Origin of the sequence: Alkalibacillus aidingensis, from assembly GCF_014595945.1 — a bacterium.
In the GTDB taxonomy this organism is placed as follows: domain Bacteria; phylum Bacillota; class Bacilli; order Bacillales; family Alkalibacillaceae; genus Alkalibacillus; species Alkalibacillus aidingensis.
In genome coordinates this window covers 57,342-71,582 of record NZ_JABXWU010000009.1, presented here as the reverse complement: position 1 = coordinate 71,582, position 14,241 = coordinate 57,342, and the positions used below count along the sequence as shown (strand labels likewise).

Annotated in this window: 18 protein-coding genes; 13 read left to right on the top strand and 5 right to left on the bottom strand. The window is 38.9% G+C overall.

Annotation, left to right across the window (positions count from 1 at the left end; all coding sequences use genetic code 11):
* Positions 1-42 precede the first annotated feature (42 nt).
* On the top strand, positions 43-531 hold the full coding sequence (locus HWQ49_RS11990; RefSeq protein WP_188207862.1) for a GNAT family N-acetyltransferase: 489 nt from the start codon (positions 43-45) through the stop codon (positions 529-531).
* 90 nt (positions 532-621) lie between these two features.
* Here HWQ49_RS11990 and HWQ49_RS11985 read toward each other — a convergent pair whose 3' ends face one another.
* Together HWQ49_RS11985 and HWQ49_RS11980 are read right to left on the bottom strand one after the other, a co-directional pair.
* A complete protein-coding gene (locus tag HWQ49_RS11985; protein ID WP_188207861.1) occupies positions 622-2,580 on the bottom strand; it encodes a DUF3221 domain-containing protein in 1,959 nt (652 codons plus the stop codon).
* Positions 2,573-3,151 carry a sigma-70 family RNA polymerase sigma factor gene (locus HWQ49_RS11980; protein WP_188207860.1) on the bottom strand — a complete coding sequence of 193 codons (579 nt, stop codon included), beginning with the start codon at positions 3,149-3,151 and terminating at the stop codon, positions 2,573-2,575. The genes HWQ49_RS11985 and HWQ49_RS11980 overlap by 8 nt, the downstream gene beginning before the upstream one ends.
* Before the next feature lie 170 nt (positions 3,152-3,321).
* On the opposite strand from HWQ49_RS11980, the gene HWQ49_RS11975 reads away from it, so the two are divergent.
* From HWQ49_RS11975 to HWQ49_RS11935, 9 genes are all read left to right on the top strand, one after another.
* Complete coding sequence (locus tag HWQ49_RS11975; protein WP_188207859.1) at positions 3,322-4,467, top strand: M20 family metallopeptidase; 1,146 nt, start codon at positions 3,322-3,324, stop codon at positions 4,465-4,467.
* Positions 4,468-4,655: 188 nt separating this feature from the next.
* Positions 4,656-4,943, top strand: coding sequence for a hypothetical protein (locus HWQ49_RS11970; protein ID WP_188207858.1), 288 nt, complete (start codon positions 4,656-4,658; stop codon positions 4,941-4,943).
* Between the two features lie 12 nt (positions 4,944-4,955).
* A complete protein-coding gene (locus tag HWQ49_RS11965; protein ID WP_188207857.1) occupies positions 4,956-5,816 on the top strand; it encodes a 5'-3' exonuclease in 861 nt (286 codons plus the stop codon).
* Positions 5,817-5,827: 11 nt separating this feature from the next.
* Positions 5,828-6,262, top strand: coding sequence for a pyrimidine dimer DNA glycosylase/endonuclease V (locus HWQ49_RS11960; protein WP_188207856.1), 435 nt, complete (start codon positions 5,828-5,830; stop codon positions 6,260-6,262).
* A gap of 91 nt (positions 6,263-6,353) precedes the next feature.
* Positions 6,354-6,890, top strand: a complete 537-nt coding sequence (locus HWQ49_RS11955; RefSeq protein ID WP_317450931.1) for a GNAT family N-acetyltransferase — start codon at positions 6,354-6,356, stop codon at positions 6,888-6,890.
* 11 nt (positions 6,891-6,901) lie between these two features.
* Positions 6,902-7,801, top strand: a complete 900-nt coding sequence (locus HWQ49_RS11950; protein ID WP_188207854.1) for a hypothetical protein — start codon at positions 6,902-6,904, stop codon at positions 7,799-7,801.
* A gap of 115 nt (positions 7,802-7,916) precedes the next feature.
* Positions 7,917-8,885, top strand: coding sequence for a ring-cleaving dioxygenase (locus tag HWQ49_RS11945; RefSeq protein ID WP_188207853.1), 969 nt, complete (start codon positions 7,917-7,919; stop codon positions 8,883-8,885).
* An 88-nt stretch (positions 8,886-8,973) separates the two neighbouring features.
* Entirely contained in the window at positions 8,974-9,309 is a 336-nt protein-coding gene (locus tag HWQ49_RS11940) for a hypothetical protein (protein ID WP_188207852.1), read from the top strand.
* Positions 9,310-9,323: 14 nt separating this feature from the next.
* The gene (locus HWQ49_RS11935; RefSeq protein ID WP_188207851.1) at positions 9,324-10,211 is read left to right on the top strand and encodes a DMT family transporter; all 888 of its coding nucleotides are present in this window, start codon (positions 9,324-9,326) and stop codon (positions 10,209-10,211) included.
* 22 nt (positions 10,212-10,233) lie between these two features.
* Here the strand turns inward: HWQ49_RS11935 and HWQ49_RS11930 are convergent, their stop codons facing one another.
* Positions 10,234-10,752: a hypothetical protein gene (locus HWQ49_RS11930; RefSeq protein ID WP_188207850.1), complete on the bottom strand. Its 519-nt coding sequence runs from the start codon at positions 10,750-10,752 to the stop codon at positions 10,234-10,236.
* Positions 10,753-10,907: 155 nt separating this feature from the next.
* On the opposite strand from HWQ49_RS11930, the gene HWQ49_RS11925 reads away from it, so the two are divergent.
* Both HWQ49_RS11925 and ytzI read left to right on the top strand, forming a co-directional pair.
* Entirely contained in the window at positions 10,908-12,065 is a 1,158-nt protein-coding gene (locus tag HWQ49_RS11925) for an acyl-CoA dehydrogenase family protein (RefSeq protein ID WP_188207849.1), read from the top strand.
* A 74-nt stretch (positions 12,066-12,139) separates the two neighbouring features.
* Positions 12,140-12,310: a YtzI protein gene (gene ytzI, locus HWQ49_RS11920; protein WP_188207848.1), complete on the top strand. Its 171-nt coding sequence runs from the start codon at positions 12,140-12,142 to the stop codon at positions 12,308-12,310.
* 33 nt (positions 12,311-12,343) lie between these two features.
* Here the strand turns inward: ytzI and HWQ49_RS11915 are convergent, their stop codons facing one another.
* Positions 12,344-12,814 carry a thioredoxin family protein gene (locus tag HWQ49_RS11915; RefSeq protein WP_188207847.1) on the bottom strand — a complete coding sequence of 157 codons (471 nt, stop codon included), beginning with the start codon at positions 12,812-12,814 and terminating at the stop codon, positions 12,344-12,346.
* A gap of 1 nt (position 12,815) precedes the next feature.
* Positions 12,816-13,238: a disulfide oxidoreductase gene (locus tag HWQ49_RS11910; protein WP_188207846.1), complete on the bottom strand. Its 423-nt coding sequence runs from the start codon at positions 13,236-13,238 to the stop codon at positions 12,816-12,818.
* Between the two features lie 160 nt (positions 13,239-13,398).
* On the opposite strand from HWQ49_RS11910, the gene HWQ49_RS11905 reads away from it, so the two are divergent.
* Positions 13,399-14,190 carry a hypothetical protein gene (locus HWQ49_RS11905; protein ID WP_188207845.1) on the top strand — a complete coding sequence of 264 codons (792 nt, stop codon included), beginning with the start codon at positions 13,399-13,401 and terminating at the stop codon, positions 14,188-14,190.
* Positions 14,191-14,241: the final 51 nt, after the last annotated feature.

Genomic DNA, 14,241 nt, shown 5'->3' with positions numbered 1-14,241 from the left:
TATAGGGAAAAAACTAAATTTTCTTAAAAAGGACGGAAGTATATGAATATGAGAGTAGCAACTAAGAATGATTTACCTTCATTATTAGATATTTATAATGAAACGATTCGTACGTTAACGGCAACCTTTAATCATAAGGAACAATCCTTGGAACAAAGACAAGCCTGGTTAGACCAGCATCAAGGGCGATTTGTCGTTCTAGTCGCAGAGGATGAGAGTGGGGAGGTTGTAGGTTATACGTCTTTATCACCACATCATCCTGAAGAAGGATATCTTTATACAGCTGAACTTTCCATTTATATAAGCTCGGATCATCGGGGGAAAAGCTATGGTAAGAAAATGATGGAACAGACATTGGGGGTAGCTGAAGATAGAGGATTTCATACAATTATTAGTAGTATTACCTCAGATAATCAAGCTAGTATTCGTCTTCATGAAGGGTTTGGATTTAAACATGTTGGTACGTTTAAGCAGGTTGGCTATAAGTTCGATCAGTGGTTAGATGTAGTTTATTATCAGAAGATGATATAGTGGAAAGGTCTTTTTAAGGGAATGATTGAAAAGAACTGTCACGCTCTGATGGTCAGGAGCGTGACAGCATTTGGCTTTTGATGTTTTTATTTATGGGTTGTGTGCGCCTCTAACTAATGCGACGAGATACCACTCACCTCTAATTTGTTCAAAAACCAATCTGAGTGCTTGCTGATGGTGATTAAGGTCTTCATCATCAGGTTCATAAAAATACTCGACAAAATAAGCGTTCGGATATTCTTCGTAAATGGTATTTGGCTGAGTATCATGGGTATATAGTGAGAAGTCAAAGGCTATTTGATCGTACTCCAGCTCGCGATTACTATTTAAGTCGCCTCTTCTTTTAATTAGCTCCTCCACAAAGTCACTGGCAGTTAGATCGTAGGTGGCACCACTTTGATCCCAAGACCATGAATATAAGGTGTCATCATTGGCGAAATTTTCGACTTCTTCTTGCTCAAAGTGAAGGTCATCATCCGCGCCAACGTTTGAAAAAGGAGAATAAACCAACCCTCTTTCTTCGTGTATATACTGTGATAAGCCTTCCCAATCATGGTCTAAAAGCATCCAGAACAGATCATCTGATAACCTTTGTAAACTCGACTCAACTTCCTCACCTAATGGTTTACTAGAAACATCATCGACAATCCACTGAAAGTTCTCATAAATGATCGTGAAAATCATTTCCACGTGGCCTGTTAATTCGTTATTGATTTCTTGTTTTATATGGTATTCGTCATCAGAGATTTCAACGACATCATAAGGCTCATCCTGATCCAAGAATATAGGTGCTTCTGTGGCAACTAGATGCAAATCACCATCTTGTTCTCTTACATAAGTGTCAATGTGTCTGTTAGCTAGTTCAGTAGACATAACCCTTGTAAAGCTATCTCGGATTTCTGCAATGGTGTCGTACTGATTTAAACGCATTTGGTCATCATGGTCGTAGAGACTTTCAAAGGTCGCTTTGTATTCAATCATAACATCGGTTAGATTGGGTTCATCAGTCGTCTGGGATTCATACCATTCACGTGTGGTGGGTGCTACCTCGGCTGCTTGAGTATAATCACGCCATGTTTCATGGTCACCATCCACGCTTATATAGAATTCATTGATGGACTCATCTTCGAAAATAACACTTGATATTAACAGGTGAATTTCCCTAATTTCATTAGTTGTCAGTGCAAAAGGTGATTCAGGTGGAAACAAGTCGATATAAGCAGTCTCATTATCAACCTGAATTTGTTGTAACTTTAACTCGTCAAAACGATGTTCAAACAAGTTTGTTAGTGAAGTTTCCAATTCTAAGTTAGCTTCCTGTCCCTCATCTGTATCAGTGTCACTTTCCTGTTCATCCATGGCACTACTGATGATCACGCCTTCAGCGTCATCAACTTCGAAAGTAGCGGTGAGAGATTCATGTGCGTCTTTGATTTCAATGACCCAAAAACTATCTCCTTCTTCACCGTAATCATTAAATTGTGTTGATTGGACGATAGGAATGGAAAACGTGTCTAAATGATCAGAAGTTAAGGCGATCTCTAACGCTTGATCGACACTTAATTGCGAATTGTTGAATTCAGCTGCTTCTAATATTTCGATGTAATCCGGTTCTGCTTGGGCTGGATAAGAATCGTTTTGTGAGCTGTGCCAAGCTCTAATCCTTTGCCCGATGTCAACCTCAACTTCTACATTTGAATACCACACGGCAGGATATTGATCGTACTCATTGATGGAATGGCCAACTACTAATATCCGGTCGTCCTCTTGATCGACGACGTAACCTTCAATGGCTGGTTCTCCTTCAGGTTCGGGATCACCCGCCAAATGGAACAATCCGCTACCACTACTTGCGAAAATCGTAAAACCTATTAGTAATACGGCGAGTAATGGGATAATCACCTTTACGGGGAGAAGTGGTCGTTTATGATCACTCTTATTCTCTGATTCTGTAATTTTGCTAAAAATACGCTGGCGATCTTGTTGGGTAAATGTCGTCTCATCATGATTAAGGTATGCTTCTCTTAATTGATGTAGTTGTTTATCCATGTTGATCACCTCCATCTGATTCAATCTTCTCCTTAAGGCGTTCTCGCCCACGTTTTAACCTAGCCTTGATCGTGTTCGTATTTATATTTAAAATGTCGGCTATTTCTTTAACGGATAGCTGTTCAAAATAATATAAAATGATCACTTCTTTATATTTAATAGGTAATTGATAAACTTGGACTAATAGTTTTTTAGATTCTTCTGTCTGAAGGGATACTTGCTCAGGAGTCTGCTGGTTCGTTGCTTCCTTTTTAAAAGTTTGTTCTAATTTCTGCTTGAGGCGCTGTTGTCGATGTTTAAAGCCACGTAAATGATCCTTACTTTTGTTGATCGCAATCCGGTAAATCCAGCTTTTCAGCTCGGATTGATGTTGAAATTGATCAATTTTTTGATAGACGGTTATGAAAACCTCCTGGACCACATCATCTGTGTCGGCATGGTTTCGGACATAGGCGTAAACCAGTCGTTTGATTTCTGTACCATATTGTGTCATACAATGATCAAGTAACTCCAGTCGATCAGATTCATCGATCAAATCTTTATTTAAAATGCCATACTCATAGGCCGACATGTTTTACCTCCTTTCTCTTACAGATTAGACGTTAGGTTTTATGAAGTGGTTGCAAAAAAATTTAGAAAATATGTAGGTTTTTCCTTTGAGTCGATTCACTCTAACGTTTGACTGACAAAAAGTGTATAATAGAAACATTATCATGTTACACAACGGAGGAACAAGATTAGATGGATGACATAGTCCGATATTTGCAACAACGTGAAGATGAGATGGTGGAATTATTAAAGGAGCTTGTGTTAATGGAATCACCATCTAGTGACCCTAAATTGACTGAGAAGATGGGTTGCTTTTTAAGTGAGAAATTTGTAGAGATGACAGGTGGTGCGTTTACGACGGTCGCTAGTGACGAATATTCCCCACATATTCGAGCTGAATGGGGTGAGGGTGAAGCGCAATTACTTATTGTCACTCACTTTGATACAGTTTGGCCGGAAGGGACTTTAGAAGATATGCCATTTGAAATTAACGATGGTAAAGCATATGGTCCGGGGACGTTTGATATGAAAGGTGGGATTGTTCAAGCTTTATTTGCCATTCAAGCACTTAAAGATTTAGACAAGTTATTAGATAAGCGAATTGTTCTAATGATGACAAGTGATGAAGAGCTTGGAAGTCCAACCTCTAAAGATCATATTATGGTTGAAGCGGCTCAGAGTGATGCAGTGTTTGTATTGGAACCTTCTCAAGGAGAGAATGGAGCTTTGAAAACGGCACGTAAAGGTGTTGGGACTTACGAAATATCGATACATGGTGTGTCCTCTCATGCTGGAATTGAACCGGAAAAAGGAGCGAGCGCGATAGAAGAGCTTGCCGAGCAAATTACTTATCTTTCAAATTTAACGGATTTAGATAAGGGCACAACAGTCAACGTCGGTATGATTGATGGTGGGTCTTCTAAAAATGTGATTGCTGAAGAAGCCCATGCCGTTGTAGACGTTCGAGTGCAAACACAGGAAGAGATGGATCGGGTGGTTCCATTAATTGAACAAATAAAACCACATGATGAAGAAGTTGATATTGAGATAGAGGGTGAAATTTATCGCCCACCGTTAGAAAGATCGGATGAAATTGAAGCACTATTTGAACGAGCGAGTAGGCTTGCTGAAGATTACCTGGGATTTAGATTAGAGGAAGAATCGACAGGTGGAGGAAGTGATGCTAATTTCACGGCAACACTCTCACCAACACTAGATGGTTTAGGAGCTGTTGGTGACGGAGCTCATGCTCAGCATGAACATTTAGTGATTAGTGAAATGCCTAAGCGAAGTGCTCTTTTAGCCATGTTGTTATGCGAGTATGGAATCAATTCGTGATGTTTAGGAGATCTCCAATCCGTGAGTATAGGGTTCCAGTCCGTGAGTAATGCTCTTCAATCCGTAAATAAAAGTGATCAATCCGTGTAAATAGACACCCTATCCCTGTGACTTAGTATACGGAAATGGAACCAAGATTAAACGACTGCTATAATGATGAATAAATGATTTGGCAAAGGGAGTCCTTAATGCTTATACACAAACATCCTTATGTGAAGTTTAGGCGTGTGGTTGATCGGCTTGATTTACAGCAAAAGAATATTGAAGAGGAGTTTTGGATCTATCTTTATGATGATCGAATCGTGACAGATGAACATGACCTAGATATCAAAATGGTTTTTGATATTTCTTATAAGATGCTATCGGCACAATATGGCTTTTTATATTTACACACAACCAAAGGGGTTATTACTTTTCAGATTAAGGAAGACCCTAATGAAATGATTGCTAAATTTAGAACAGTAGAGATGAAATGATGGAGGAGAAACATGAGAAAACAAGTCTTATTAGTTGATGGGATGGCCTTATTATTCCGTGCTTTTTACGCAACAGCTATGAACAATTATTTTATGATTAATAGTAAAGGCATGCCAACGAATGCAGTACACGGATTTGTCAGGCATTTATTAACGGCAACTAACCATTTTCAACCGTCACATGTTATTTGTTGTTGGGATATGGGAAGCCATACGTTTAGAAATGATTTATATCCTGAATATAAAGCTAATCGGGGAGCGCCACCAGAAGAATTGGTCCCCCAATTTGACTTAGTGAAAGAAGTAACCGAAGTAATGGACATCCCGAACATTGGCATAAAGGGCTTTGAAGCAGATGATTGTATTGGAACATTAGCTCGTGCCTATCAGCATGAAGCGGAAGTCACGATTTTAACGGGTGATCAAGATATTTTACAGGTGCTCGATGAAGGCATACGTGTCGCTCTTCTAAAAAAAGGCTTTGGTAATTATGATGTCTATGAAGCTGAGCGTTTTATTGAGGAAAAAGGAATTACACCTCAACAAATGATTGATCTTAAAGCCATGATGGGGGATTCAAGTGATAATTATCCTGGGGTTAAAGGTGTGGGTGAAAAGACAGCCCTCAAATTGCTAATTCAACATGGGACATTAGATGTAATTTTGGACAATCTTGATACACTAACGAAAGCCCAACGTGCCAAGTTTGAAGCGGATTTAGATATGGTTCACTTGTCCAGAAAACTAGCTGAAATAAACTGTGAAGCAAATGTTGACTGTGATTTATCTGATGCAGAGTTTAAAATTGACCGTGAAAAAGTCATGACGAAGTTTGAGGAATTAGAGTTTAAACGATTAGGTGAATTTGTTTAGGAGAGATGGACATGCGCTTATGGTCCTTACATCCCAAATATTTAGATGCTAAAGGATTGGTTGCTTTATGGAGAGAAACCTTGCTAGCACAAAAGGTGTTACAAGGTGAGACAAAAGGCTATCAAAACCACCCACAGCTCCTTCGTTTCCGTGGGCATGAGGAGCCGTTAAAAGCGATTGGTTATTATCTAAAGGGAGTCCATGACGAAGCTAGGGAGCGTCAGTATCACTTTGATGCCTCAAAAATAAATTCTATACAACCAGTGGAATCGATCATGGTAACTTCTGGACAGTTAGCTTATGAATGGGACCATTTAAAGGTAAAGCTAGAACAACGAGCACCAGACAAACTCGAGCAAATTCATCAAATAAATACTCCACATTCGCACCCTATTTTCACGGTTCAAAAAGGACCGATTGAAAGTTGGGAGCGAATATCAACATGAGCCACTAGATGTAGTGGCTTTTTTTATATCGTATTGAATGACACTTATAATCAAGGTATGCTAAAGGAATAGAATGGTAGGTGAATGTCGAGTGAACCATATAAAATTAGTTAAACCAACAACTTTATTAGAAGAGGAGTATCGAGACTTTTGTAAAGATTGGGAGGAAGCAGGTGAGAGGATTGCTCCTTCTGTGATGAGGAAGGGTTCCATGGAGTTCGAACAATGGGTAAAGCAATTAAATGACGCTGAAGCTGGAATTGGTTTACCTGAAGGACACGTCCCGTCATCAACAAGGTGGTTAGTTGATGATGATGATCGTATTTTAGGGGCTAGTCATATTCGCCATGATTTAACGGGGCGTTTATTAGAAACGGAAGGACACATCGGAGGCGGCATTCGACCTTCTGAACGTCAAAAAGGCTACGCCACGATGATCCTTGAGCTATCTCTCAAAGAATTATCAAAGCTTGGAGTGAAACGTGCTCTAGTAACGTGTAATGAAGATAATCTAGCATCAGCCAAAGTGATTAAAAGGAATGGAGGGATGGAGGGCTTACCTTTCACTGAAGAGCATGGCAATGTAGTGAGACGTTTTTGGATTAATCTTAATCCGAACCAGTTATAGGGGGGAGAAAAATGAGTAAGAATGAAAAGATATTAACTAGTTTAATTGTTGGTAGTATCATTTTGAACTTATTTTTATTCTTTCAATTAAATCAAAAAGTGGAAGAAGAAGTTCAAATGACCTCACAGAATTACTCTCATCAACTCAACAACATTAACACAAATGTAAGTAATTTAGATCATCGAATTAATCAAATAAAAGAAGAAAACGAGTGGATTGCATCAAGGGAATATCACCCTAATGAAAATTCTACTCCTGACCGTCAGATTATCGATTTGGAATGGTCTTTTCGTGAGTTAGAAGAGGACGTTGACGTCAACTTGTTATACAGGAGTCACGAAGAACGTGACTGGGAAGTTGTTGAAGCAACTCAAATAGAAGGTCTTAATTACCGTGCGCCGATTGAGGTGTCTACTCATGATCGATTCGAGTATCAAATTGTAAGTGACGGTACAGTGAGTCGTTCCAGTGAGGTGCAACACGTTCCTGAACATTTATTCCGTCCTAGTCCATTAGTGAGCTGGAGTACAGCATCAGGAAGTGGAAGAAGTGGTTCAAATTTTTATGAAGGATTTTTCCGCCAAAGTGGTGAAGTAGTTTTTCCGTTTCATAGGGTTGAAGAAGCCGTAGCTACTGTCTATTATGATGATGAAACAACAGAAGATATTCCATTAGAAGAGGATGAGCGAACGTCACATGAAGTGGAAGAGGAAATTAGTCATAATAGTCATGAAGTACAAGTGAACTCAATAGAACATTCAGGTGATTTCCAGGGTTGGCATTTTAAAGTTGAACCTGAGGATAAGATGATTGAATCTATTGACTTACGAGTTGAATACGGGGATGGGACTGTCCATGAAGGGGAGATCTTCCCACACGAAGGAGAGTATCACGAGAATATTGGCTATTAAAAGAGGCGTTATGGTTTTAAATGGTAACAATCTTTGATATCCTTCAAATAACCTACTCATTACAGATGCGTTACAAAAGTATTTCATAGATGTTATTGAAGGGAGCTTGTTACTTGTGAACCTGTTAGGAATTCACCACTTATCCGCGATGACAGCCAATGCTCAACGAAATGTGGACTTCTACACCAAAATATTAGGAATGAGAATGGTGAAAAAGACTGTTAACCAGGATGAGCCATCGATGTATCATTTGTTTTATGGTGATGAAGTAGGTAGCCCGGGAACTGAATTAACGTTTTTTGAGATCCCTCGGGCTGGCCAAACGCATGTTGGAAATAAGAGTATTTCTACGACTTCACTTCGTGTCCCAAGTGATGCGTCACTCGATTACTGGGAGAAACGTCTTTCAGATGCAGGTGTTCATCATCAAGGAATCCTTCAGCAATTTGGTCGTCGAGTTCTTCCATTTCAGGATTTTGAGAAACAACGGTTAACACTTGTTTCAGATGAAAATAATGATGGTGTATCTGGTGGTAAGCCGTGGGTGCAATCACAAGCAGATCCACAGCATGGCATTACTGGGTTAGGACCAGTTCATTTAACAATCCCTGAATTAAGTCGCACAGAGCCTATATTAACGACAGTGATGGGTTTTCGACGGGCAGGCAACTATATTCATCATCAAACTAATCAACAAGTGGTTGTTTTTGAGACGGGTGAAGGTGGAACCGGAGCAGAAGTGCATGTCCATGAGCGAACTGATCTTCCTCCAGAGCGGCTTGGGCGTGGTGGAGTTCACCATGTGGCTTTTCGAGTGAGCAACGAGGATGAGCTATATAAATGTATAGACTTATTAGATGAAAATGAAATAGGGCATTCCGGTTTTGTCGATCGTTTCTATTTCAAATCAGTTTATTTTCGTGAACCGAATGGTATCCTGTTTGAATTAGCCACTGATGGCCCTGGTTTTACAGCTGACGAACAGGAGAGTGAGTTAGGTGCTTCACTAGCTTTACCACCCTTTCTAGAAGCCAAACGAGAGCAAATTGAACAAAAGCTAAAACCTATTAAGTATAATGAGTAACTACGTAAAGTCAGGTAAACCTGGCTTTTCTTTTTAATTAATAGTGATACAATTATACATAGATAAATAGACTATCGTAGGTGAAAATATGAGAAAAGTATATTGCCAAAAATGCAGAAAGCAAATTGAATCGAGGAAAGAATTATACACGATGCAAATATTTTTTAGTATCGGTGCTTTTTGTGGTAGCTGCTATATTGAAAAGATCAAGTCGGTTTCTTCTTTAGTGGTAAGCAATACCCCACTTAATGGTAGGTATGCCAATTTCCTAACCTTGATGACTCTAGTAGGTTTAATTATGGTCTATTTTGCCGAGGTTGCTTATATTAAAATTCCATTGATTGTCGTTTTAAGTTTAGTTTTATTGATGCGTGCTTACTCATTTATTCGCTTTGAACGACATTTGCCAAGGAAACGGATATAAAGGTAGTGATTTGATTGAGAAATAGTGTTCTTCTCGTGCTATTTGGCGCGATTTTATGGGGGACAACAGGGACTGCACAAGCTTTAGCACCAGAAGAGTCAACACCTCTTGTTGTAGGCGCATTGCGCTTATTGATCGGTGGAGGCTCTTTATTTTTATTAGTGTTCTTTCAGAAACGATTGTCGATTAAGGGAATTCCTAAAAAGGCACTACTTGTTAGCGCATTAGCTATGGCATTGTATCAACCATTTTTCTTCTCGGGTGTGGACTTAACGGGTGTTGCAATTGGCACGGTAGTTGCAATTTGTAGTGCGCCTATTTTTGCTGGTTTAATGGAAGGCTTGATCTATAAGCGCTTGCCTGACTGGGTATGGCTAGTCTCAACGATGTTAGCGATTTTTGGTTGTGTGTTATTATTTCAATCTGATGGGCAAATTGTGTTCAATCCGTTAGGTATGCTGTTTTCACTAATGGCTGGATTAGCTTTTGCGATTTATACCTTTGTTAGTAAAGACTTAGTCACCAATTATTCTTCTGATGTGGTAGTTGCTATCGTTTTTAGCACGGCTGCGGTGTTCTTACTCCCGATCTTATTTGTCTATGACTTAGGGTGGGTGATGCAGTTATCTGGAACTATTTCCATGCTGCATTTAGGTCTCCTTGCAACTGCTGTTGCGTACTTATCATTCGCTCGCGGACTTATGGGCGTGCAAGCTTCTATGGCGGTGACTCTAGCACTTGCAGAACCTGTTACAGCTGCAGTCCTAGGCATTTTCTTATTGGGAGAGCCACTGACAATTCTCTCAGGCATTGGACTCTTATGTCTAATTATTGGGTTAGTCTTATTAGCCAATAAACCAAAACTGTTAAGGTTAAAACAAAAAGAAGACCAAGCAGCATGAGTGAGCTGCTTGGTCTTAATGCTTAGATGGACTCAGCTATCTCCATTAATTTACTCCTATTGGCACTTGTATCCTCGTGATTCAAAGACAAACTATAGGTGAGTTCGTCTTTTTCAAAAAATAACCACGTCACCTGAGACTCATCTGGACTGGGCCCAACATGTTGTATATAAACTTCAGTTCCATTAATTAATTCATGAGTTTCACTTTCGATCGGTTTTTTCTCAAGTGGTTTACGTTCTACATAAATTTGAAAGAACTGCCTTTGGTCTTCATCTGTAAAAGCTAGTGTCAACTTATCATCGTTTGTTTTACCTAGTTGTAAATCTGGTTCGAAGGGTAAGGTCTTTGGCAAATCTATATTGTCTCCGATTTCTTGTTGGTATTCCTGTACAGCTAGATCATGGTCAATATATCCCATTGATTGATAGAGCTCGTGAACGCTCATACCTTCATCACTAGTCGCCTGTAAGCTCAGGTTAGTTGTGGAATAAAGAAAAATACACAGACTTGACAGAACAACTTTTAAGAATAAATTCATAAAATCACCTCAAGCCATAGCATGGGTGATTTTAAACCAAAATATTCTCGTTATGTATAAAGGTGTTTTCCTTTAAAAATCTGTGCGTTTATCATATCCTAAATCAGAGTAATTACATATGATAACTTATATATATACGGAAGGGAGTCTTAAAGGTGAGTGTGAATAACCAAATATTCCTTGGAAATGAACGGGTAAGAAGTTTGTATGAGAGAGCAACGGACCTTTCAGAGAAGATTAAGCCATATGCGAAACAATCGGATCGTGAGGCTCGCTTTTTAGACCAAACGTTAAAAACACTAAAAAGCCACCGTTATTTATCTATTGTATTACCTGAAAGTTATGGTGGTGAGGATTTATCTTTATATGAGTGGTTACTAATGCAGGAGAAAATTGCTGAAGGTGATGGAGCAACAGCACTATCTGTCGGTTGGCATTTAGGGTTATTAATGGAATTAAAACAAGAAGGACTTTGGAGAGATGAAAATTATGAATTTATCGCCCAAGAGGCTAGTAGGCAGAAGCTTTTTAATCGGGCATCGACTGAAAAAAACACAGGAAGCCCCACAAGAGGTGGAATGCCTGAAACGACAGCGATTTTGGATGGCGATGAGTATATCCTGACTGGTCAAAAGACATTTACCACAATGGCGGAAAAATTAGACTATGCTTTGGTCTCGGCGACTATTGATGGTGAAGATCAAGCAGCATGGTTTTTAGTTGATATGTTAAAAGAAGGAGTCAAGGTTGATCATACTTGGGATACATTAGGGATGAGAGGAACTGGAAGTGATGATCTGATTCTGGAGCAAGTGGCAATTGACTCAAGTTGTTTAGTTGATCGATTAGGGGATCAGAAGCCTTTACCAAAAGCATGGCTTCTACATATCCCAGCTTGTTATTTAGGGATCGCGCAAGCAGCGTTTGATGATGCTGTGGAATTTGCCAATAACTTTAAACCTAATAGTCTTAACCATACGATCTCTAAAGTCAGTCATATTCGCCAGAAAATTGGAGAGATGAGTATGTTGTTAATGCGATCTCGACACTTTTTGTATGATATTGCTAGGCGCTGGGATGAGAATCCAGATCAACGTCCGTTATTGGCTAGTGAATTGGCTGTTGTCAAAGTGAATGTAACCAATGATGCACAAAGAGTAGTTGACCTTGCCTTGCGAATTGCAGGTGGACGTGGCTTGTCGAAGTCATTTGATTTTGAACGTTATTATCGTGATATTCGTGCTGGTCTCCATAACCCTCCTATGGATGATCAAGTCCTTGACCAATTAGCGGCTAAAGCACTTAATGAATAATGTGATATCTAGTTGTCATAGTTTTGTTTACCGTTTTATAATAGAGTAAAATAGCTGTTTTAAGGAGCCAGAACATGATTTACGTGATTATTTTATCTATTGTTATTGTTATCTTTGTCTTGATCTTAACGATTATTGCTATTTCTAAAGGTTACGCTTATGAGCATAAGGTAGATCCATTACCTACTAGTGAAGATCAACAAGATCACGATGAGAGTTCTCCAAATGAAAAAACTGGTCAGTGAAGAGTTATTCTCTTCTGCTGACCAGTCTTTTAATTAGTCAAGTACATATGTGTTAAAGAAAGCTTCGTAGTCTTCGTTAGGTGCAGCGCCAACGATTCTCTGTACTTCTTCTCCATCCTCATAGTGAACGAGAGTAGGTGTGCTATCAACATCATAATCGTTCCAGCCTTCCTCGAACTCAAGTAGATTATATTGAACCAGGTCAACCCCCATTTCCTCTGCTAATGGAGCTAGCCTTGGCGTGGTTTCTTGACAATATTCACAAGTTGGACTATAGAAGTAAACCGTAACTTCATCCTCTTCTTCCAATTGTGTATCTAACTCTTCGGGCAGGATAATGTTTTGATAATTAGGATCATCTAGTAATTCGGCGGTTTCCCGTTCTAGACTATCTTTACCATAAGGATTATCTTCAACAGTTACTGTTTGTGAAGCATTTGTTAATAGGGCAATGGCGACGAAAAACACGACGATTACAGAACCAAAAATGATTAATTTCTTCATGTTATTCCTCCTTCAGATATTTAAAGCCAACAATACTCGTAATTAAAATTAATGTGAAAGCAATTCCTGCTAAGAATGGAATCGTTATAAAGCCGCCCCAGTTTATATACGCTCCTATACAAGACACTTGTCCACATGATGGTGCGGAATCTTGGAAAAACGGAAGCTTTTGAATCGCGTAATGATACCAAGAAACTAACAACCCTATAGATGAAAACACCATTCCATAGATAAATACCTTTTTGTCTTTAATGATGACCCCAATTAGGTAGATTAATACGAGGGGGTACATAATAATTCTTTGGTACCAGCAAAGCTTACACGGTTCATATAAGCGAATTTCCGAGAAATACAGTGAGCCTAATGTGGCCACTAAAGCAATGACCCAAGCCACAATGGCAATATTTTCAGCCCTTTTTTTCATATCTAACACCTCATTGTTATTGGTTTGAGGTACATTCTAGTATATCAAAATACTACATGAAAATTATAGTACGAAATCTTAAATAAAGTAAGTTATATGTTTGAACATTTTCTAAATAAATAAAATGGTGTATGATAATAACAGGATTGGAGGAGCGTTAATGAGTAAATTCCATCACTTCAGTAGTCGTATTGCGTCAGCATTTATCACCTTTTTGTTATCATATATTGTATATTTAGTATATACAGGGTTCCATCTGTCAGAGGCCTACAATTTATTTTCTAATCCTCTTATTTGGGGAATTTTTGTCTTTTATCTGGTCATCTCTTCGTATATCGTTGAGTGGGTTGCTGTTAAATTAGAAGATGAATCCAAGCGAATGTTTGTTTCTTTATATATGTTGGCAGGAATGATTGTCTGGTTTGTGACTTATATTCCGGTATTAGCTGATTCAATTATGTGGTATATTTACATGGTTCTTTATAGTAGTATTTTCACAGTGGTTGCCTTTATCATCTTTTATCCTATTGAACGTTTCACTAGGAAAACGAGAAAAAGACCTTTTTATATGGGGTTTCCAGCTATATTAATTTTATCAATTATTTTAATATGGAACCCTTCGATCAAACAAGGCTTTGCTGATGAGTATGAGGATAATCGGTATACAGCTAAATTTGAACGATTTAATGGGGAGGAATTGGTTGATATTCCGGTCGAAGCAGATCATAACTATGAAATTGTTGTTGATTGGGATATCTCAGACGGAGGCCCTTACGGATTAAAGATGCATCCAGACTCTAGTGGACTTGGTACGATGGATTTCATAGGGGATGAAGATGAGTGGCGATACCAATTCGAAGCGGAAAAATCGGGAGACTTACCGATCATTTTCCACGGAAAAGATATAGAAGGCTCCGTTGAATTTACGTGGACTAACGTAACAGAAGGCTAACAACCTGCTGTTACGTTTTTTTATGCTTTAAGTAATTGTTGGATTTGTAAA

Excerpts from the sequence above, each read along its gene's own strand:
- HWQ49_RS11990 (WP_188207862.1), top strand. The coding sequence starts at position 43 with ATGAATATGAGAGTAGCAACTAAGAATGATTTACCTTCATTATTAGAT.
- HWQ49_RS11985 (WP_188207861.1), bottom strand. The coding sequence starts at position 2,580 with ATGGATAAACAACTACATCAATTAAGAGAAGCATACCTTAATCATGAT.
- HWQ49_RS11980 (WP_188207860.1), bottom strand. The coding sequence starts at position 3,151 with ATGTCGGCCTATGAGTATGGCATTTTAAATAAAGATTTGATCGATGAA.
- HWQ49_RS11975 (WP_188207859.1), top strand. The coding sequence starts at position 3,322 with ATGGATGACATAGTCCGATATTTGCAACAACGTGAAGATGAGATGGTG.
- HWQ49_RS11970 (WP_188207858.1), top strand. The coding sequence starts at position 4,656 with ATGCTTATACACAAACATCCTTATGTGAAGTTTAGGCGTGTGGTTGAT.
- HWQ49_RS11965 (WP_188207857.1), top strand. The coding sequence starts at position 4,956 with ATGAGAAAACAAGTCTTATTAGTTGATGGGATGGCCTTATTATTCCGT.
- HWQ49_RS11960 (WP_188207856.1), top strand. The coding sequence starts at position 5,828 with ATGCGCTTATGGTCCTTACATCCCAAATATTTAGATGCTAAAGGATTG.
- HWQ49_RS11950 (WP_188207854.1), top strand. The coding sequence starts at position 6,902 with ATGAGTAAGAATGAAAAGATATTAACTAGTTTAATTGTTGGTAGTATC.
- HWQ49_RS11940 (WP_188207852.1), top strand. The coding sequence starts at position 8,974 with ATGAGAAAAGTATATTGCCAAAAATGCAGAAAGCAAATTGAATCGAGG.
- HWQ49_RS11930 (WP_188207850.1), bottom strand. The coding sequence starts at position 10,752 with ATGAATTTATTCTTAAAAGTTGTTCTGTCAAGTCTGTGTATTTTTCTT.
- ytzI (WP_188207848.1), top strand. The coding sequence starts at position 12,140 with ATGATTTACGTGATTATTTTATCTATTGTTATTGTTATCTTTGTCTTG.
- HWQ49_RS11915 (WP_188207847.1), bottom strand. The coding sequence starts at position 12,814 with ATGAAGAAATTAATCATTTTTGGTTCTGTAATCGTCGTGTTTTTCGTC.
- HWQ49_RS11910 (WP_188207846.1), bottom strand. The coding sequence starts at position 13,238 with ATGAAAAAAAGGGCTGAAAATATTGCCATTGTGGCTTGGGTCATTGCT.
- HWQ49_RS11905 (WP_188207845.1), top strand. The coding sequence starts at position 13,399 with ATGAGTAAATTCCATCACTTCAGTAGTCGTATTGCGTCAGCATTTATC.